Genomic DNA, 19,389 nt, shown 5'->3' on the forward strand with positions numbered 1-19,389 from the left:
CGCGACCCCGCCCGGCCCCATGGCCGGAGCGCCGCTCGCGACCCCGCCCGGCCCCGCGGCCGTGCCCGCGGCCGGGCCGCCGCCGCCCGTTCCGCCGTTGCCCAGACCGACCTCACCGCTCACCGGTTCCTCCATCGTTCGTGCCGTCGCCACCCATTCTTGGCGGGCGGGACGGTGTGCGCAGTGTGCCGGGATCCCGGACCCTGCGGTGTAGCCAGCTACACCCCATATCGGCACCCAGCGCCATTCTCCGGCAAACAGCCAGTTCATAGCGTTCCTGGTGTACCCCCCACCTAGGCACCAGGGACCATCATGAAGAGGAACATCGCGGAGCGGCTGGGCTACTGGAGTGCCCGCCACCGCACCGTCGCCATCGTCGGATGGCTCGCTTTCGTCGTGCTGGCGTCGGTGCTGGGCGGGATGTCCGGCACCGAGAAGCTCAAGCCGTACGAGCAGGGCGTCGGGTCGTCCGCCCGCGCCGAGAAGATCATCGACGAGGCGGGGATCGACGACCCGTCCACCGAGATGGTGCTGCTGCACTCGGACGACTCGGGCGCGCTGGCCAAGGCCGTCACGGACGTGCGGGCGCGGCTCCAGGCGTCCGGGCAGGCCGCGGCCATGAAGCCGACCCTCACCGGCAAGGACCCGCGCGACCGCCTGGTCGTCTTCGACATCGCGGGCGACCCGGACAAGGCCGACGAGCACGTCCAGCCGCTGCTGGACGCCACGGCCGCGGCGCAGCGCGCCAACCCCGGCGTCACGATCGGGCAGTTCGGCGGCACGAGCGCCGGCCGGTGGTTCGACAACGCGGTCGGCAACGACTTCAAGCGCGCCGAGATCACCGCGCTGCCCCTCGCGCTCGGCATCCTGCTCGTCGCGTTCGGGGCGCTGCTCGCCGCGCTGCTGCCGGTCGCGCTCGCGTTCACCGCGTTCCTCGCCTCGCTCGGCCTGATGGGCGCGATCAGCCACGTCATGCACGTGGACGACTCGACCAACTCGGTGATGCTGCTGATGGGCCTGGCCGTCGGCGTCGACTACTGCCTGTTCTACCTGCAGCGCGAGCGGCAGGAGCGGGCGCTCGGCCGGGACCGCGAGGCCGCGCTGCGGATCGCCGCCGCCACGTCCGGACGGTCGGTGCTGGTGTCCGGCCTGACGGTCATGGTGGCGATGGCCGGCATGTTCCTCACCGGCATGGGGATCTTCGAGGGCTTCGCGCTCGCCACGATCCTGGTCGTCTGCGCCGCGATGCTCGGCTCGGTGACCGTCCTGCCCGCGCTGCTGTCCCTGCTCGGCGACAAGGTCGAGTTCGGCCGCGTCCCGTTCCTCAACCGGACCCCGAAGCGCGGACGCCGCGCGAAGGGCACCGCGCAGTCCGCGCAGGCCGCCCAGCCCGCGCAGGCCGCGCACCCTGCACAGCCCGGGCAGTCCGCGTACGCCGGGCAGGCCCACGCCCGTCCCGCGCGGCAGGGCGGACGGATCGTCGGCGCGCTGCTGCGTCCCGTCCTCGCCCGCCCGGGTGTCTCGGCCGTCCTCGCGACCGCCGTGCTGCTCGTCCTGGCCGCGCCCGCGCTCGGCCTGAAGACGCAGAAGCTCGACCTCAACCAGCAGATGCCGCAGAGCGAGCCGATCGCGAAGACCTACACGGCCATCAACAAGGCGTTCCCCGGCAGCCCGGGACCGGCGGTCGTGGTCGTCAAGGCCGACGACATCAACGCCGCCCCCGTGAAGCAGGCGATCGCGGCCCTCAGGAAGGAGGCGCTGGCGACCGGCGAGATGAACACCCCGATCAACGTCCGGACGCACGGCGCGCACGTCGCGCAGATCGAGGTCCCGCTCGCCGGGAACGGCACGGACGCGACCTCCAAGCACGCGCTGCGGACGCTGCGCGAGCAGGTCGTCCCGCACACCGTCGCGAAGGCCGGCCAGGCCGAGGTCACCGGCCACCTCGCCTTCTCCGAGGACTTCAACGGGCGGCTCCGGACCAGCATCCTGCCGGTGTTCCTGTTCGTGATGGGCGTGACGTTCCTGCTGATGCTGGTGTTCTTCCGCTCGCCGGTGATCGCCGCGACCGCGATCGTGCTGAACCTGCTGTCGGTCGGCGCCGCCTACGGCGTCATGGCCGCCGTCTTCCAGCACGGCTGGGGCGCCTCGCTCGTCGCCACGCACCCGGTCGGCGCGCTGGAGTCCTGGATCCCGCTGTTCGTCTTCGTCGTCCTGTTCGGGCTCTCGATGGACTACCACGTCTTCGTCGTCTCCCGGATCCGCGAGGCGCACGACCGGGGCCTGCCGACCACCCGCGCCGTCGCCGACGGGGTGCGCGCCACGGCGGGCGTCGTGACCAGCGCCGCCGTCATCATGATCGCCACGTTCGGCATCTTCGGGACGCTGTCCATGCAGGACTTCAAGCAGCTCGGCGTCGGCCTCGCGGTCGCGGTCCTCATCGACGCGACGGTCGTCCGCGTGATCCTGCTGCCCGCCGTGATGGCGATGCTCGGCCGCGCCAACTGGTGGGTGCCGCGCTGGCTCGGCTGGCTCCCGCACGTCTCGCACGGCGAGCCGGAGGCCCAGGACCGCCCCGCCGCCCCCGTCCTGACCGCCTGACCCCGACCTGCTGAGCCCGTCGCGCCGACGAGCACCGCGCGACGGGTCGGATGCCACGAGCCCGGAACGTCGAGGCTGAAAGCGAGGAGCCCCCGACCGCGTACGGCGGTCGGGGGCTCTCGGCTGCCGGGTCAGAGGGTGACGAACTGGAGGCCGCGGTGCTTGAGCTTGGGGATGACGGCGCGCAGGGACGCGACCGTCTGGGAGCGGTCGCCGCCGCCGTCGTGGCAGAGCAGCACGTTGCCGGCCTTCGCCGACAGCATCGTCCGGCGGATGTGCCCGACGCCCGGACGGGACCAGTCGCGCGGATCGACCGCCCAGTCCACCGGGAGCATGCCGTGCTCGGCGATGAGCTCCAGGTTCGCCTTCGACCACGCGCCGCCGGGCGCGCGGAACAGCGTCGGGACGACGCCCGTGACGTCCGCGACGCGGTGGTACGGCTCCATGACCTCCTTCTTGAGGCGCTTGCCGCGGAGCCGGTCGAACGGGATCGGGTGCGTCTGGGTGTGGTTGCAGATCTGGTGCCCGGCCTCCACCACCCGGCGGGTCAGCTTCGGGAACTCCTCGACCTGCTCGCCGATCTGGAAGAACGTCGCGTGCACGCCGTGCTCGGCGAGCACGTCGAGGACCTGCGGCGTCCACGTCGGGTGCGGTCCGTCGTCGATCGTCAGCGCGATCGAGTTCGGCGGCGCGGGCGGGCTGACGTCGGTGAACAGGTCCCGGATGGGGGACTTGACGAGGGTCAGCCGCTGCTGCGACCACGACGCCGGACGCGGCGTGGGAACCGGGGTCGGTTTCGGCGTCGGCGTAGGCTTGGGCGTCGCGCCGGGACCGCCCGCGTTCGCCGCCTGCTGGACGCGCGCGGCGTGCGACGGGCCGTGCAGCACGCCGTCCGATCCGAGCACGGCGAGCCCGGCGGCTCCCATCAGCGTCAGCGCGGCTCGCCTGGTCGGTCCGCTCGTCCCCGTATCCGCCACATCCCCCACGTTAGCGGGGGTTCCGGGCCCCACGGTGCCGGAATCAGGTCACAATAAGTTGAAATGAAACCTGCCGTCGCGCCATGACCGGAACACCCTCTGTCGGCCCCATGCTGGGGCTCGTCCTCGGCGCGCTGACCGTCGCCGCCGTGGTGCTCGTCCGGGCGGGCGGGCTCGGCCTCGGACGCGACGTCGCGACCGCCGCCGTGCGCGCGGTCGTGCAGCTTTCCGCGGTGTCGCTGCTCATCGCCGGAGTCCTCCGCAGCGGCGCGCTGACCGGCTGTTTCATCGCGGGGATGCTCACCATCGCGGCGTTCACCGCCGCGCGCCGCATCCGCCGGGGCACGGTGCGGACAATTCGCGACTCGCTGCGCCCGGCCGGGTGGACGGTGCTCGCCATCGCGTCCGGGGTCGTCCCGTCGCTGGTGCTGCTGCTCGCGACCGGGCTCGTGCCCGCGCGTCCGATCGCCGTGCTCCCGATCGCTGGAATCCTCATCGGCGGCGCGATGACCGCGACCGCTATCACCGGCCGCCGCGGCCTGGACGACCTGTGGCAGCGGCGCGGCGAGTACGAGGGCGGGCTCGCGCTCGGACTGACGCGCCGGGACGCGGCGCTGGAGGTGTGCCGTCCGGCGGCGGTGCTGGCGCTCGTCCCGGTGCTCGACCAGACCCGGACGGTCGGGCTGGTGACGCTTCCGGGCGCGTTCGTCGGCGTCCTGCTGGGCGGCGCGGACCCGGTGCAGGCGGGCGCCGCCCAGCTCCTCGTGCTGATCGCGCTGCTGGCCGTCGAGTCGGCGTCCGCCCTGCTCACCCTGGAACTGGTGGCCACCGGCCGCTTCGGCGACCCCCGCCCGCCCCACTAGCCCGCACGCGCGCGCGGGCTGCGCGGGCCGGTGGTCAGAGGACGTGCGGGCCGGTGATCAGAGGACGCAGGCGAGGACGTCGATCTCGACGAGCATGTCCTCGTGCGGGAGCTCGACGAACACCGTGGTGCGGCAGGGCAGCGGTGCGTCACCCGAGTACTTCTTGACGAACTCCCCGTACGCCTCGTTCATCGCCGCGAAGTCCTCGCGCTTGGTGAGGTAGACGCGGAACATCATGACGTCCTCGACGGACGCGCCGCCCGCCTCCAGGATCGCGCGGACGTTCTCCAGCACGCGGGTCGTCTGCGCCTTCACGTCGCCGGGGTGCAGGTACGCGCCGGTCGCCGGGTCCTGCGGGCCCTGCCCGGAGACCTGGAGCAGCGGACCCTTGCGGACGCCCTGCGAGAAGACCCACGCGGGGGCGGGCGCGCCGTCGGAGCGGACCTCGGTCTTGGCGGTCATGCGTACTGGTTTCCCTTCGTGTCGGGTCGGTGGTCCGTGGAGGGTCGGGTGCTCGTGGAGGGCCGGGTGCCCGTGTCCGGGCGGTGGCCGAAGTCGGCGGAGATGGCCCCCGCCGCCTCCAGCAGGTCGGGCAGCAGGTCGGTGACGTGCTCGGGCGCGAGCGGCGCGAGGTCCGGCACGGAGATGGACGCCGCCGCGACGACGCGTCCGGACGCGTCCCGGACGGGCGCCGCGACGCAGTGGATGAACGTCTCGTGCTCGGCGTCGTCCACGGCGTAGCCGCGCGCCGCGACGCGGTCGAGCTCGGCGAGCAGCGCGTCCGGCCCGGTCAGGGTGTTCGGGGTGAACGGGGTGTACTCGATGGCGGCGGCGACCGCGCGGCGGCGCGCCTCCGGCAGGTCGGCGAGCAGCACCTTGGCGATCGCGGTCGCGTGCAGCGGCATCGGCAGCCCGACCCGCGAGTACATCCGGACGGCGTGCCGCGAGTCGTACTTGTCCAGGTAGACGACCTCGCCGCCCTCGTACACGCCGAGGTGGACGGTCTGCCCGGTGCGGTCGTTCAGCCGCGCCAGGTGCGGGGCGGCGACGCGCCGCACGCCGCGCTGGTCGAGCGCCGCCGCCGACAGCTCGAACAGCCGCGAGCCGAGGTGGAAGCGGTGGTCGGCGTCGCGGTGCACGAACCGGTCGTCCTCCAGGACGCGCAGCAGCCGCAGCACGGTCGTCTTGTGGACGCCGAGCTCGGCCGCGAGGTCGTCCAGGGAGCGCGGGCCGTCGGCGAGGCCGCGCAGCAGCGCCAGCCCGCGGGCGAGGCTCTGACTCATCGTGGGGTCCCCCGTGTGATGGTGGCCGCCGCCCACTCCGCGGGCGTCGCGGCGAGCAGCGCGGCGATCCGGTCGGGCGGGGGCGGCGGTCCGTGGTCGCCGGGCACGACCAGCGCGCCGGCGGCGGCCAGGTGGCCGAGCCGCAGCCGTCCGCGCGGGTCGAGCCCGCGCAGCGTACCGGCCAGGAACCCGGCCGCGAAGGCGTCTCCCGCCCCGACCGGCTCCACGACCTCGACCCGCAGCGCGGGCTCGGTCACGACGACGAACCCGTCCCCGCCCGTCCGAGCGAACGCGTCCTCGGGCGTCCCTGCGGGTGGGGGCGTGGCGGTCTGCGCGGATGCGGATGCCGTCGCATGCGCGGACGCGGATGCGGATGCCGTCGGCTGCGTTGAGGCGGATGCGGGCGGCGGGGTGGTGCGGGTGATGGCGGTGGCGCGGTGGCGGTCGTCCTTGATGACGATGGTGTCCGGGCCGGGGAGCAGCGCGCGGAGTTCCGCCGGGTCGGCGGTGCCGAGGACGGCCTCCGCCTCGTCCGCGCCGAGCAGGACGATGTCGGCGGCGTCCAGCAGCGGGCGCAGTGTCGCGGCGGGGTCGGTGCCCGGCGGCCAGAGCGCCGGGCGGTGGTTCAGGTCGAAGCTGGTCAGGCGGCCCGGGACGCGCTGCCGCACCAGGGCCGCGACCAGGGCGTGCGCGCTCTCGGAGAGCGCGGGCGTGATTCCCGACAGGTGGACGAGCGGCGCGTCCCGCAGCACGGGGACGTCCAGCATCGCGGGGGAGAGCGCGGACCCGGCGGACCCTTCGCGGTAGTAGTGCAGGACGCTGCCGCCTGGTCCGGTCTCCTTGACGTACAGCCCGGTCGGACGGCGCGGGTCGGTCTCGACGCCGGAGGTGTCCACGCCGGACGCCGCGAGGTCGGCGAGGACGCGGCGGCCGAAGCCGTCGGCGCCGACGCGTCCGACCCAGGCGGCGGGGACGCCGAGCGCGGACAGGCCGCGCGCCACGTTCGCCTCCGCGCCGCCGGTCGTGGGGCGGAAGGTCTCGACGTGCTCCAGAGGGCCGGGGCGGTCCGGAAGGAGCGCGGCCAGGGACTCGCCCACGCACGCCACCGGCGACTGCCGCTTCATGTTCGCGCTGCTCCCGACCTCGGTCCCGCGGGCACGGCCACTGTTGACCCGCTCATGATCGCGATGCTACAACCGGCAGAACGCATCGTGCAATGAGCGTTGCAGATGGTGCAACAGCGGAGGCGGGAGTGGTGATGATCGACGGCGAAGCGGTGGCGGGCCTGCGCGGCGAACGGCTCGACTGGCGGTTCCAGGCCGTCCCGGCGGACGCGCACGGCCGCACGGTGGCCGAGTACCTCGCCACCCGGCCCGCCCTCGGCGACCTCGGCACGCCGCTGCTGACGCTCGACGCCGCCGCGCTCGCCCACAACCTCGACCTGATGGCCCGCTGGACGGCGGACGCGGGCGTCGAGCTCGCGCCGCACGGCAAGACGACGATGGCGCCGCAGCTCTGGAAGGCGCAGCTCGACGCCGGCGCCTGGGGCGTCACGCTCGCGAACCTCCCGCAGCTTCGCGTCGGGCGCGCGTTCGGCGTGCGGCGGCTGCTGCTCGCCAACTCCCTGCTCGACCCGGCCGGGCTCGCCTGGATCGCCGCCGAGCTCGACCGCGCCCCCGAGTTCGAGTTCCTGTGCTGGGCCGACTCGGTGCGCACCGTCGAGCTGATGGACGCCGCGCTCCGCGACGCCGGCGCGTCCCGTCCGGTGGACGTCTGCGTCGAACTCGGCGGACCGGGTGGACGCACCGGGGCGCGCACGCTCGCCGAGGCGGAGGCGGTCGCCGGGGCCGTCCGGTCCGCGCCGACGCTGCGGCTCGCGGGCGTCGCCGGGTACGAGGGCGCGTTCGCGCACGACGCGTCCGACGCCTCCCTCGACATCGTGGACGGCTACCTGCGCCGCTTCGCCGACCTGTTCGGACGCCTCTCCTTCGAGGTGGACGCGCCGATCGCGACGGCGGGCGGCAGCGCCTACTTCGACCAGGTCGTGGACGTGCTGGGCGCGCTGCCGTCCGCCCGCGTGATCCTGCGGTCCGGCGCGTACCTGATCCACGACGACGGCTTCTACCGGGGCATCTCGCCCCTCGCCCGGTCCGCCGCCGGAGGCGAGCGGTTCCGGTCGGCGATGCACGGCTGGGGACGCGTCGTCTCCCGCCCCGAACGCGACCTCGCGCTCGTGGACACCGGCAAGCGCGACCTGCCGTTCGACGAGGGCCTGCCGACGCCGCAGCTCGTCCGCGGACGCGGTACCGCGCCGGTGGCGGACGCGCACGTCAGCGCCCTCGCCGACCAGCACGCGTTCCTCCGCGGCGCGGACGTCGAGATCGGCGACGTCGTGCGGTTCGGGCTGTCGCATCCGTGCACGGCCATGGACAAGTGGCAGCTCATCCCGGTGGTCTCGTCCGCCGACGACGCCGCCCCCGTCGTGGTCGACCTCGTCCGGACCTGGTTCTGACGTGTCCGGCCTGCTCTTCCGGGACGCGACCGTCGTCGACGGCACCGGGGCGCCCGCCTACCGCGCGCACGTCCGCGTCGCCGGAGGACGCGTCGCCGAGATCACCGCGGAGCCCGCCCCGGCCGCGCGCGTCATCGACGCGGACGGGCTCGTCCTCGCGCCGGGCTTCATCGACATGCACGCCCACTCCGACCTCGCGCTGCTCGCCGACCCCGGCCACCTCGCGAAGGTGGCGCAGGGCGTGACGTGCGAGGTCATCGGGCAGGACGGCCTGTCGTACGCGCCCGTCTCGGACGCGACGCTGGCGTCCGTCCGGCAGGCGATCGCGGGCTGGAACGGCGACCCGGACGGCTTCGACTGGTCGTGGCGGACCGTCGGCGAGTACCTCGACCGGCTCGACGGCGGCATCGCGGTCAACGCCGCCTACCTCGTCCCGCAGGGCAGCGTCCGGATGCTCGCCATGGGCTGGGACGCCCGCGAACCCACCCCGGCCGAACTCGACCGGCAGCGCGACCTCGTCGCGACCGGGATGCGGGAGGGCGCGGTCGGCATGTCCAGCGGCCTGACCTACGTGCCCGGCGCGTACGCGACCGACGACGAGCTCGTGGCGTTGTGCGAGGTGGTCGCCGGTCTCGGCGGCTACTTCTCGCCGCACCACCGCTCGTACGGCGCGGGCGCGCTCGGCGCGTACGCCGAGATGGTCGAGGTGTCGCGCCGCTCCGGCTGCCCGCTGCACCTCGCGCACGCCACGATGAACTTCGGCGTGAACAAGGGCCGCGCCGCCGATCTGCTCGCGCTGCTGGACGACGCGATCGCGGGCGGCTGCGACATCACCCTCGACACCTATCCCTACCTGCCCGGATCCACCACGCTCGCGGCCCTGCTGCCCAGCCGCGCCGCCGAGGGCGGACCCGCCGCCGCCCTCGCCCGGCTCGCCGACCCCGCATCCGCCGCGTCCGTCCGGCGCGTCATGGAGGAGGACGGCTCGGACGGCTGCCACGGCGTCCCGGTCGAGTGGGAGACCATCGAGATCTCCGGATCGCGCGTCCCCGGCACGGTCGGCCGCACCGTCGCCGACCTCGCCGCGTCCTCGGGACGGCCCGCCTTCGACGTCTTCCGCGAGCTGCTGGCCGCCGACGACTTCGGCACCACGATCCTGCAGCACGTCGGGCACGAGGAGAACGTCCGGGCGATCATGCGGCATCCCGCGCACACCGGCGGCAGCGACGGACTGCTGCCGCTCGCGCCCGGCGCCAAACCGCACCCCCGCGCGTACGGGACGTTCCCCCGCTACCTCGCCCGCTACGTCCGCGAGCTGGGCGTCCTCTCCCTGGAGGAGTGCGTCGCGCACCTCACCGGGCGGCCCGCGCGGCGGCTCCGGCTGCGCGGACGCGGCCTGGTCCGCGCCGGGTACCACGCCGACCTCGTCCTGTTCGACCCCGCCGCCGTGCGGGACACCGCCACCTTCGAGGCCCCCCGGAGCGTCCCCGAGGGCATCACGCACGTGCTGGTCAACGGCGTCCCCGTCCTGGACGGCGGACGCCCGACCGGCGCACTCCCCGGCCACGCCCTGCGGCGCGGAAGGGACACCACCCCCACCCCCTGAGAGGCACCCCCATGGTTCATTGGCTCCGCCACGACACGGGCGGCCTGCTCCTGCTGTGCGGGCTGGCGATCGCCCTGCTGCTCGTGCTCATCATCAGGATCAGGCTCGAACCGTTCATCTCCCTCCTGGTGTCCGGGCTCGCCCTCGCGCTCGCCGCCGGACTGCCCGTCTCGCAGATCGTCGGGACGGCCCTCAGCTCCAAGACGTCCCTGCTGGAGACCGGCTTCGGCGGCATCCTCGGGCACATCGCCCCGATCATCGGGCTGGGAACGATCCTCGGCGCGATCCTGGAGGCGTCCGGCGGGGCCGACGTCCTCACCCGCAGACTGCTGAACGTCTTCGGCGAGAAACGGGCGCCGCTCGTGATGGGCCTCGTCGGCCTCATCTTCGGCGTGCCCGTCTTCTTCGACATCGGCATCTTCGTCCTCGCGCCGCTGGTCTACATCACCGCGCGGCGCGGCGGACGCTCCCTCGTCCTGTACGCGATGCCGATGCTCGCCGGCCTGTCGATGACGCACGCGTTCCTGCCGCCGCACCCGGGACCGGTCGCCGCGTCCGGACTGCTGGGCGTCTCCCTCGGCTGGCTGATCGTCATGGGCCTGGCCTGCGGCATCCCGGCGTTCCTGGTGGCCGGTGTCGCCTGGGGCACGTGGATCGGCAAGCGCGTCGAGGCGTCCGTCCCGGAGGACTACACGGTCGGCGAGACGGCCCGCGAGAAGGCCACCGAAGAGGCCGACGAGAAGACCCGCGAAGAGGCGCCCGCCGCCGACCCGCGGCCCGAACCGTCCCTGGCCCTGGTCGGCCTGGTGATCCTGGTGCCGCTGGTGCTGATCCTGCTGGCCACGTTCGGCGCCGTGTGGTGGAAGGGCAGCGGCGTCCTGCCCGTGCTGACCTTCCTCGGGACGCCCGCCGTCGCGCTCACCATCGCCGTGCTGCTGGCGAGCTACCTGCTGGGCATCCGGCGCGGCATCCCGGCCAAGGAGCTGTCCGACCTGGCCACGCGCTCGCTGCGCCCGGTCGGCATGATCCTGCTGGTCGTCGGCGGCGGCGCGTTCTTCGGCGCGGTCATCTCCGCGACCGGCGTCGGCAAGGCCCTCGCCTCCACCATGGCGGACGCCGGGCTCCCGATCATCGTCCTGGCGTACCTGATCAGCTGCGGCCTGCGCCTCGCCCAGGGCTCCGCGACCGTCGCGATCGTCACCACGGGAGGGATCGTCGGGCCGCTCCTGCACGGCGAGCACCACTCCCAGGCCCACCTGGCCCTCATCGCCATCGCGATCTCGGCGGGCTCGATCATCGCCTCGCACGTCAACGACGGCGGCTTCTGGATCGTGTCCCGCTACTTCAACCTCTCGGTCCGCGACACCCTCAAGACCTGGACGGTCCTGGAGACGATCCTCTCGGTGGTCGGCTTCGCCATCGCCGCCACCCTGAGCACGTTCATCTGACCCTCCTGACGACGCGGCGGTCCCCGGCGGGCCGCCGCGTCGTCGCAGGTCACATCACCCGCCGATGCAGGACGTACTTGATGGCGGACACCGCGCCGGTCAGGTCGTCCACCGGTCCGATGCTGACGGTCTCGCCGTCGTCCATGTGCCACACGTAGTGCCAGACGCCGTTCAGGTAGTCGGCCTGAACCCCGACCGGCGTCGCCCCGACGACCGAGATCCGCAGGTAGCGGGTCGTCCCGCCGCCCACGGGCCGCCACTGAACCCGCAGCCCGGCCATGTGGCAGGCGTCCGCGAGATCAGTCAGCGCCGCCACCCGCACCACCCGCGCCCGCTGCGTCTCGCTCGACTCGCCCCCGGAGCCGCCGCCACCCCGCCCCGCCGCATGCCGCCCACCCGTCCGCCGAGAACCCCACATGCTTCCTCCTGTGCGAGATCTGTGATCTGACCTACACAGTGCGTCACTGAAAGCTAGTCTCGCTACGTTCGCGCAACAGCCGCAACAAATTGGAGAGCGGTCATGGATGGCCTTAACCCCGAAGGATCTCCCCAGGTCAAAGGCTCACTCTGGGAGCTCATCGCCACTCAGCTGCGCAGACATCGCAAGGAACGCGGACTGAGCGGGGACGCGCTGGGGCGCTTGCTCGACGTCAATCGTTCTACTGTTTCGCGGTACGAATCCGGGAAGCTCAAACTCCAGGAGCACCACGCAATCAAGATCGATATCGCGTGGAGGACCAACTGGCTGTTCACCAACCTCGTCCGCTTTGCCAAGGAAGGGCACGACCGCGAGTGGTTCGCCACGCATCTCGAGCTGGAGTCCAGAGCATCCGAACTCTGCATCTGGGAGTACGCGTGGATACCGGGCCTCTTCCAGACCGAGGCCTATGCGCGGGCGCTCGTGCGCGCCGCGGGCCTGGAGAACATCGACGCGGAGGTCGCGGCCCGCATGAAGCGTCAGGAACGCCTTGCTCGGCCGGGCGCGCCGACCATGTGGGTCATCCTCGACGAGAACGTCATCACTGCGGAAATCGGTTCCCGCGAGATCACGCGGGCGCAGCTCGCCAGGCTTCTGGAGCTCGCCGAGTGTCCGAACATTTCGATCAGGATCGTGCCCAAGAGTGCGGGTGAGCACGTCGGACGAGACGGTTCCTTCAAGCTCATGACAGTGGACGGCGCCGATTGCGCTTACATCGAGGCCGCCGGAGAGGGACGCCTTGTCCAGGACGCGACAGATGTACGCTCCTATCGAACGCGGTTTGCCCGCATCGGAGATGTGGCACTTCCCGTCCGTGCGTCCATCGAGCTCATCAGGCAGGTAATGGAGGGTCTCGCATGACTTCCGTGTGGCGTCGGTCCAGCCATAGCGGTACGGGTGGCAGCCAAAGCGACTGCGTAGAAGTCGCCCGCCTGGCCCCCGGCACGGTGGGAATCCGCGACAGCAAGGACGTGGCGGGCCCCCGTATCACCCTGACCACGTCCGTCGCCCGCCGCCTCGCGGAGGTGATTCGCGCGGGCGGGGACGACAGGTTCTGAACCCCGCGGAGGAAGAGCACGTGATCCCCGTGTGGCGTACGTCCAGCCACAGCAGCCCGTCGGGCGGTGACTGTGTGGAGATAGCGCGTCTGGCGGTTGGTGCCGTGGGCGTTCGCGACAGTAAGGACGCGGCTGGTCTGCGCTCGTCCTGACCTCGTCGGACGCCCGTCGTTTCGTGGACGCCATCCGCGAACGTGGCTGCGACGCGTTCCAACTCCCGGCAGACGGAGGCAACGCATGACTGTGGAATGGAGCAAGGCGACTCGCAGCAACACCACGGGGGGCGACTGCGTTGAAGTGGCTCGCCTCTCTCCCGACGCCGTAGCCATCCGCGACAGCAAGGACACCGCTGGCCCGCGCCTCACCCTGACCGCGTCCGCGGCGCGTCGGCTCGTAGAGGCGATCCGCGCAGGGGGACGCGACGCGCTGTGAGTCGGCCCGGCATGGGCGGATTGGGTCCTTCGGAAAAACCTGTTGGCCGGGGCGGGCGGGGGCTGTTACCTTTCCGGAGGCCGTGCGACAGACCGAGGAGGTGGTACCCGTGAACCTGGTAACGACATGGGTGCTCCCCTCTGGGGTCACGGTCGGGCGATAGGTCGTCCGGGAGCGCCGTCAAGCAGCACTCCCGAAAGGCACGACCATGCACTTCACCTCTGAGCGGCGCCACGACGACGGCGTCCTCGAACGCGACTTCACCCTCGGCGACATCCCCGGCACCCTGTGGACGCCCGCGTCCGCGACCGCGTCCTCGCCGGCGCCGCTGATCCTCGTCGGGCACCCCGGCGGGCTGGACAGGATGCGTTCCCGGCTGACGGGACGCGCCCTGCGCTCGGTGGCGGACGGGTTCGCCGCGGTCACCGTCGAACTCCCCGGCAGCGGCGACCGGCCCCGCGATCCCGCCATCGAACAGGCCCGCGCCGAACTGCGCGGGGCGATCCAGGCGGGCGAGCCGGTGAGCGACGACATCGTCGACCGCCTCGTCCTCCCGCTCGTCGAACTGGCGGTGCCGGAATGGCAAGCCGTCATGGACGCCGTCCTCGGGCTGCCCGAGATCGGCGGCCCGGTCGGCTACTCCGGGGGAGTGATCTCCATCGGCGTCCGGCTGGCGCTGGTCGAGCCCCGGGTCAGGGCCGCCGTCCTGTTCGCCGGGAGCTACATCCCGCGCGCGATCCACGAGGAGGCGCGGCGGGTCACCATCCCGCTGCACGTCCTGCTCCAGTGGGACGACGAGAACAACGACCGGCAGGCGGCCCTTGACCTCTTCGACGCCTTCGGGTCCGAGGAGAAGACGCTGCACGCCAACATGGGCGGCCACGCCGGCGTTCCGGAGTTCGCGGGCGACGCCGCCGCCCAGTTCTTCACCCGTCACCTGAGCTAGAAGCCCGAGCGGCAGGCGACCGAGTGGGGGACGTCCGAGGGCGATCGCAGTCGAGTGCGAGAGCCTTTGCCCCTGGACGTTCCCCGACGGTCACTCCTCCGGAAGTTCCACGATCACCAACGTGCCCTGGCTGGCCGGACTCACGGTGTGATCGGTTCCTGCGGGGACCATGGACAGTTCTTCTGCTCCCACCGACACCGGAACACCGCAGTAGTCCCCTTCCCCGACAACGGCCCTCTCATCTGGTGCATGCGCAAAGACCCGCACTGGTCAAAAGCCGTCGGGCCTCAACCTCACCACCCCCGCCCGATCAATCCTCGCCAGGAGGGGGCATGGCTTTGCCCCGGACAGGAGCGTCGACGAAGAGTTCCGCGAAGAGCGGGAGAAGGGCATCGACCGCCGGTCTCGGGACGCGTCCATCGTCGGGGCCCTTCGGTAGTGAACCGTACGGAAGGTAGGCCATGCCGGTCTCATCGAGCCAGTCGCGGTAGGCATCCGCGTCTGGGAGGACGTCAGGCGCCAGGGCCTCGTACGCCAGAGTGCTGCCGGCCGCATTGACCGCTTGGGAAAGGGCGTTGACCTCCCGCGTCGTACGGACGGAGCCTTGAGAGAAGAGTTCGATCAGGGCTTGGGCCGTGCAGCGGTGATGGATGATCTCCAAGCGCAGGATGCTGTTGAAGAACTCCTGGTTCGTGCAGGCCGTCTCCACAGGCCGATAGTCGTCGCCGTCGCGGAAGAGTTCCGCGGCCCACCAGAGGCGGGCGAAGGCCTGAGTGTGGTCGGGGCCGCGAAAGCGATTCCGGTTCACCGGTCCGGAGGCCTTCTTATTCGTCGCGCCGCCCCAGCGCCAGAGGACGTAGTCAGGTGCCAGGCGGAGGGCGAGGTAGTTCCATACCGAGGTCTCCGCCGCCTCGCTTCTCAGGAGACGGAGAGTGGCGTGCAGCCGTGGGGCGAGCCAGGCGTCCGACCGGGGTGGGTTGTCGGCGAAGCGACCCATGGCCGTATCGAATATCTCTCGCACGGGCCGTGCCAGCCAGCGGTCTTCGACACCCGCATCCTGGGATGCGGCCGAGATCGCACTCGGGGGCGGTTCCTCGGAACCGAGCAGGACGGGCTCGGTCAGAAACCTGAGAGCATCACGGTCGGGAAGACGCCGGATGTGTTCGGGCAGGACGTCGGTCACGATCCCTCCTTGCGACTCGTGGCGCGGATGAAGTCACCGAAGCGGCGGGAACGCTTCGCCTGGGCGCCGGCGGCTTGGAGCACCCTCGCCTGGAGGTCGCCGCTGCCTCCATCGAGTCGAGTGCGGGCCACGAGCTCGGTCAGGGCGTCGTCCGGAGACAGGTCCGGGAAGATGCGTGGCAACATCCGCCGTAGGACGGTCTCTTGCCAGCCTCCTGGCCATTCGGGTCGTTCCGATTCGACGGCGACGCCGTGCGCCGCCGTGTTCAGCAACGAGATCCAGGCCTCGACGGCGATCTGAGCGGACAGTGTCGACCGGACGGTCTTCTCGCCACCGTGCAGAATCTCCCTGAGGCCCTCGAAGCGGGTGTTCAGGAACACGGTCGGGGGTTCGCCGGTGGTCTCGATCGTCCAGGGGTCTCCCTGGTAAGGGTGCAGGTGGGGGTTCTCCTCCGCCCCGAAGTCGACCCACAGTGTGGAGATCGCCTCCTTGCGGGTGGGGTCGGTGGCGGTGAGATCGATCGTCCATGGATTCCTGGCGGAGGCGATCAGGCGACCGGGGACATCGTCCACGGTCGCGACCACTTGGCTCGTGAGCCGGACGCGTCCCACATGATGGTCGCGTTGAAGGGCGACGGTCCCCTCGAAGATGCCGGGTGAGCTCTTGAGCAGCGGTGTCGCGACCCGTATCCGTGTCCGCCTCTCCTCGAGCACGGCGATGCATCGAACGCCGCTCCATCGGCCGTCACCCTCGAGCTGGGGAGCGTCCAAACGGACCGAGAAGGTCGCCTGCCGCCACTCCCCGAAATCCGTCCTGTCGAGCGCGACGGTGCCGTTGTCCTTCGAGATCACGTGGCGGGGAAGGGCCACTCCATCCAGCCGTGCCTCCTGGACGTCGACCGAGACGGTGCCGGGGAGAACGGGGTAAGGGACGAGGGTTCTCATTCGGTCGTCTCCTTCACTCGCCTCAAGTCCACCTCGACGGCCGCCATGCGTGCCGCCACCGGGTGACTGGCCGCGTCGGTCAAGCCGGTGAAGGTCGCACGTCGTGTTCCCGGCGAGAACGACAGGCGATCGTCATCGACCACCTCGCAGCCCGAGTCCCCGATGAGGCGGGCCCAGGTGGCCTCGGGGCGGGGGCCGGAACGCGTCACGAACCGCAGGACCGGCGCCAGGACCCAGGGGTCGTCTCGCTGTGGCAGTTTGACGGTGACCTGGACCCGCCAGGCGCCGTCCTCGGTGATCGCGCCGGTGAGGGCGTCGACGACGGGGAAGCCGGGGCTTCTCGGTTGCGGCGGCGGTGTCAGGGAGAGCAGTTCGCGAAGTTCGGGAGGCCCTTCCTCACTCGGGCCTACGGTCGGTCTGCGCAGGACACGACGGATCTCCGCGTTCACGGCCTGGCCGAACTCGGTGATCCGGGAGATCGCGCCGCGGGCATAAGTGGCGGTCAGGTCGTCCGTTCTCCGCCAGTCGTTGTGGTCGGGGGGTTCCGCGGTGCGCAGGAATCGTTCCGCCCCCTCGGCCTCGACCGACGTATCGGCCGCCTTTCCGGCCAGCAGAACCGCCTGGAATCTGGGTGCGCCCAACGGCAGATCGGGGACCTTCCGGTCCACGACGACCATGCGACTGCCTCGCATGGCGACGAGGCGGTTGGCCCTCTCGTCGGTCTCGTCGGCGTCGGTTATCAGCAGTACGGCCTCATGGATCGCCTCTTGGCCTTGCCGGTCCTGCTTGAGACGTGGAACGCGTAGCGGCACCTTGGTCCGAACCACGTCCTTCGTATTCGTCGGCTCCGACACCGTCTCCCCGTTGTAATAGGCGCTCAGAGCCCGAGAGCGTGAAGGTTCCATGGCGTAGGGGTCGACCCGCTCCTCCGGAACCACGACCTGGTCGTTCCGTAGGCTCAGCACCGACGCTTCGAGTGCCGGACGCTCTCCGGCGGGCGCGATCATGGCCGCCCAGAAGTTACGCCCCAGCGCTTCCACCAGCCGGCGCTGCATCTCCTCCAGGTCGCTCGTCGACTCCTGCACTCCGACCACCAGGAAAGAAGTGCCGGGCGCACGACTCGAACGGGTCAAGAAAAGATCCTCGGTGATCTGTTGGTCGGCCCACCAGGAACGGACGGACCGCCGCTCGGGATCCCTGACCCCCAGCCAGGCCGGACCGGCCCACTCTCCGGCCGAGGTGCGGTGCCACGGGAGGTCGAGCCGGCCGACCAGTCGCCGCTCGCTGCGTCCACCGAAAGGTTCGGAGAGCGTACTGTTGATCAGAACCAGCCCCAGGCCACTGTTGGCCCAGAGCGTCGCCTTGCCCAGTCCGTAGGAGCCCGCGGAGACGCCGCTCTTGTGGCTGTCGAGTTGACGCCGTACGACGGCGGCGAAGCGGCCGTCCGCGTACTCGTCGCCCGTCAACCCGGCGGCGTTGTAGTCGTCGATCCGCAGCAACAGCAGACTGCCTTTGTCGCGGAGAGCGCCGAGACCGTCGCGCAGGACCCGTCCCACCTTCTGATCCGACTTCGCGGCGGCCTCCAGGTGCGGGCTGATCTCCTTCCACCGGATGGCTTCAAGGAACCGCTCAAGCCGTTCGCCGGAGATCTCGTGCACCAGATACCGCACCCGGACGGGCTCGTCCTGGTTCACCCGCTCATCGATGCTGTTCTGTGTCGCCTCACGTGCCAACACGCTCAGATCCGGCTCGAACGCGAAGATCGCCGCGTTGCCCAGCTCGCGACCTCCGTCCGCGTGCGCCGGACGCGGGTACCAGACGAGGTCGTCCGGACGGTCAGGGGCGTCGACCTGGCTGATGGTGGAGCCCGCCTCCAGCCCCAGGAACGCCTCGATCGACTGCATCTTGTCGATCCGGGGTGTCGCCCTCCCCGAGACCCAGGCGGACACGGCCGCTCTGCTCACCCCGACTTCGACCGCCAGATCGGCCTGGCTGACCCCCTTGCGGCGCAACTGCCGGGCCAACCACGTCCCGAACTCCTCCGTTCCGTCGGACATCGCGTGCCTCCCATGCAGGTCAGAGGCCGTCTGGTTAACAGCTCTGATCATGTAAACTTTTGTTGTACACAGGCACTCTATATGTCTCGACGAGGTGTTGTGTTCGTCGGTCGCGGAGCGAGGTCCGACGTGGGGGGGGGCCGAGCCGGAGGGGATCGAGGCGTGCACACGGTGGCCGATCGGTCACCGTGCGGCCATGGAGCCCTCTGGAGAGAGGGGTCGATCTATCGCTCTGAATAATTCAGCGCCTGTCGCCTGGGGGAATGTGGAAGCTTGACACGTTCGTCGAAAGTCGTGCTACATTTGCTTCACTCCGAAGGGCCGAGGAATATCTTCGGCCGCTTGATCTCTACGCCCTGTCGGTCGGACTCGAGTTGATTCCGACACTCTGCGCCTCGTGCCCGATTTGAGGCGACTTCATCCTCTCTCCCCCCAAGAGGAGGCGCCTCATGAGCGGCTAGCCCGTACGCGTGTTCAAAGCGCTTCGCCATACGTGGAATCGTCGAGCACTTGCCCATCACGGCCCGTGCTCCAAAGAGTCGTGTTCACAACCAAATAATCTCCGTCTGAGGGGCGGGTGTTCGATCATGAACGACGATGGTTCGGTCTCATCCAGCGAGGGCGTTCGTCATCGGCCGCGAGATTCGTGCTACGTCATGAACGTCGGCGGTTCCCGGGGCGGCGCTTCCGGAGGCGCGGGGTACCTCTTCTTCGAGTTTCACGTCTCGAACGGTCTCAACATGATCATCCGGCAGGTCGGGTTGGACTGGTCTCGTGACCGCGGGAAGCAGCTCAGCGTGAGTTGCGGTCGTTCCTTCGCCGCCCATTTCTCCACGCGTCGCCGCTGAGCCTCCCTAGATCGCCCGGTCCTCCGGCCTTGGCCGGTGAAGGACCGGGGTGAACCGCGTCCCTGCCTGCGCTGAGCGGGCCGGATGCTCTTTGATGGACGTGAGCGGAAACTCGCGTCCCTCCGGCCGGCCTCGCGGTGACACCGCGAGGCC

At 71.1% G+C, this 19,389-nt stretch carries 18 protein-coding genes; 10 read left to right on the forward strand and 8 right to left on the reverse strand.

From position 1 onward, the window contains the following. Positions 1 to 312: 312 nt before the first annotated feature. A complete protein-coding gene (locus tag DZF91_RS04215; protein ID WP_117356182.1) occupies positions 313 to 2,601 on the forward strand; it encodes an MMPL family transporter in 2,289 nt (762 codons plus the stop codon). 131 nt (positions 2,602 to 2,732) lie between these two features. On the opposite strand, the gene DZF91_RS04220 is transcribed toward DZF91_RS04215, so the two are convergent. Beyond that, positions 2,733 to 3,578, reverse strand: a complete 846-nt coding sequence (locus tag DZF91_RS04220; protein WP_235834072.1) for a polysaccharide deacetylase family protein — start codon at positions 3,576 to 3,578, stop codon at positions 2,733 to 2,735. A gap of 83 nt (positions 3,579 to 3,661) precedes the next feature. Here DZF91_RS04220 and DZF91_RS04225 point away from each other — a divergent pair, with 83 nt between their 5' ends. Beyond that, complete coding sequence (locus DZF91_RS04225; RefSeq protein WP_117356184.1) at positions 3,662 to 4,441, forward strand: ABC transporter permease; 780 nt, start codon at positions 3,662 to 3,664, stop codon at positions 4,439 to 4,441. A gap of 57 nt (positions 4,442 to 4,498) precedes the next feature. Here the strand turns inward: DZF91_RS04225 and DZF91_RS04230 are convergent, their stop codons facing one another. From DZF91_RS04230 to DZF91_RS42870, 3 genes are read right to left on the reverse strand one after another with little or no spacing between them, the layout of a single operon-like run. Then, complete coding sequence (locus tag DZF91_RS04230) at positions 4,499 to 4,903, reverse strand: RidA family protein (RefSeq protein WP_117356185.1); 405 nt, start codon at positions 4,901 to 4,903, stop codon at positions 4,499 to 4,501. Continuing rightward, positions 4,900 to 5,724 carry an IclR family transcriptional regulator gene (locus DZF91_RS04235; protein WP_117356197.1) on the reverse strand — a complete coding sequence of 275 codons (825 nt, stop codon included), beginning with the start codon at positions 5,722 to 5,724 and terminating at the stop codon, positions 4,900 to 4,902. The genes DZF91_RS04230 and DZF91_RS04235 overlap by 4 nt, the downstream gene beginning before the upstream one ends. After that, positions 5,721 to 6,848 (reverse strand): sugar kinase, encoded by a 1,128-nt coding sequence (locus DZF91_RS42870; RefSeq protein ID WP_199486400.1) that lies wholly within the window; start codon positions 6,846 to 6,848, stop codon positions 5,721 to 5,723. Before DZF91_RS42870 ends, DZF91_RS04235 begins: the two co-directional genes overlap by 4 nt. Positions 6,849 to 6,982: 134 nt before the next feature. Here DZF91_RS42870 and DZF91_RS04245 point away from each other — a divergent pair, with 134 nt between their 5' ends. The 3 genes from DZF91_RS04245 to DZF91_RS04255 are packed head-to-tail and all read left to right on the forward strand — an operon-like array spanning position 6,983 to position 11,290. Then, positions 6,983 to 8,236 (forward strand): type III PLP-dependent enzyme domain-containing protein, encoded by a 1,254-nt coding sequence (locus tag DZF91_RS04245; protein ID WP_117356198.1) that lies wholly within the window; start codon positions 6,983 to 6,985, stop codon positions 8,234 to 8,236. 1 nt (position 8,237) lies between these two features. Next, a complete protein-coding gene (locus tag DZF91_RS04250; protein ID WP_117356186.1) occupies positions 8,238 to 9,842 on the forward strand; it encodes an N-acyl-D-amino-acid deacylase family protein in 1,605 nt (534 codons plus the stop codon). Positions 9,843 to 9,853: 11 nt separating this feature from the next. Beyond that, complete coding sequence (locus tag DZF91_RS04255) at positions 9,854 to 11,290, forward strand: GntP family permease (RefSeq protein ID WP_117356187.1); 1,437 nt, start codon at positions 9,854 to 9,856, stop codon at positions 11,288 to 11,290. A gap of 49 nt (positions 11,291 to 11,339) precedes the next feature. Here the strand turns inward: DZF91_RS04255 and DZF91_RS38755 are convergent, their stop codons facing one another. Then, complete coding sequence (locus DZF91_RS38755; RefSeq protein ID WP_147340988.1) at positions 11,340 to 11,708, reverse strand: hypothetical protein; 369 nt, start codon at positions 11,706 to 11,708, stop codon at positions 11,340 to 11,342. Positions 11,709 to 11,810: 102 nt separating this feature from the next. On the opposite strand from DZF91_RS38755, the gene DZF91_RS04265 reads away from it, so the two are divergent. The 5 genes from DZF91_RS04265 to DZF91_RS04285 all read left to right on the forward strand — a co-directional run bounded on the left by DZF91_RS04265 (position 11,811) and on the right by DZF91_RS04285 (position 14,204). Continuing rightward, positions 11,811 to 12,629, forward strand: coding sequence for a helix-turn-helix domain-containing protein (locus DZF91_RS04265; RefSeq protein WP_117356189.1), 819 nt, complete (start codon positions 11,811 to 11,813; stop codon positions 12,627 to 12,629). After that, entirely contained in the window at positions 12,626 to 12,826 is a 201-nt protein-coding gene (locus DZF91_RS04270) for a DUF397 domain-containing protein (protein WP_117356190.1), read from the forward strand. The genes DZF91_RS04265 and DZF91_RS04270 overlap by 4 nt, the downstream gene beginning before the upstream one ends. Positions 12,827 to 12,900: 74 nt before the next feature. Next, positions 12,901 to 12,978, forward strand: coding sequence for a hypothetical protein (locus DZF91_RS43055; protein WP_407920875.1), 78 nt, complete (start codon positions 12,901 to 12,903; stop codon positions 12,976 to 12,978). An 85-nt stretch (positions 12,979 to 13,063) separates the two neighbouring features. Further along, positions 13,064 to 13,258 (forward strand): DUF397 domain-containing protein, encoded by a 195-nt coding sequence (locus tag DZF91_RS04280; RefSeq protein ID WP_117356192.1) that lies wholly within the window; start codon positions 13,064 to 13,066, stop codon positions 13,256 to 13,258. Positions 13,259 to 13,466: 208 nt separating this feature from the next. After that, positions 13,467 to 14,204 (forward strand): dienelactone hydrolase family protein, encoded by a 738-nt coding sequence (locus DZF91_RS04285; RefSeq protein WP_117356193.1) that lies wholly within the window; start codon positions 13,467 to 13,469, stop codon positions 14,202 to 14,204. A gap of 310 nt (positions 14,205 to 14,514) precedes the next feature. Here the strand turns inward: DZF91_RS04285 and DZF91_RS04295 are convergent, their stop codons facing one another. From DZF91_RS04295 to DZF91_RS04305, 3 genes are read right to left on the reverse strand one after another with little or no spacing between them, the layout of a single operon-like run. After that, the gene (locus DZF91_RS04295) at positions 14,515 to 15,387 is read right to left on the reverse strand and encodes a DUF6339 family protein (protein ID WP_235834073.1); all 873 of its coding nucleotides are present in this window, start codon (positions 15,385 to 15,387) and stop codon (positions 14,515 to 14,517) included. Beyond that, positions 15,384 to 16,331: a hypothetical protein gene (locus tag DZF91_RS04300; RefSeq protein WP_117356195.1), complete on the reverse strand. Its 948-nt coding sequence runs from the start codon at positions 16,329 to 16,331 to the stop codon at positions 15,384 to 15,386. The genes DZF91_RS04295 and DZF91_RS04300 overlap by 4 nt, the downstream gene beginning before the upstream one ends. After that, positions 16,328 to 18,388 carry a helix-turn-helix domain-containing protein gene (locus tag DZF91_RS04305; RefSeq protein ID WP_117356196.1) on the reverse strand — a complete coding sequence of 687 codons (2,061 nt, stop codon included), beginning with the start codon at positions 18,386 to 18,388 and terminating at the stop codon, positions 16,328 to 16,330. The genes DZF91_RS04300 and DZF91_RS04305 overlap by 4 nt, the downstream gene beginning before the upstream one ends. Between the last annotated feature and the right edge of the window lie 1,001 nt (positions 18,389 to 19,389).

Origin of the sequence: Actinomadura logoneensis, assembly GCF_003428695.1 — a bacterium.
Classification (GTDB): Bacteria; Actinomycetota; Actinomycetes; order Streptosporangiales; family Streptosporangiaceae; genus Spirillospora; species Spirillospora logoneensis.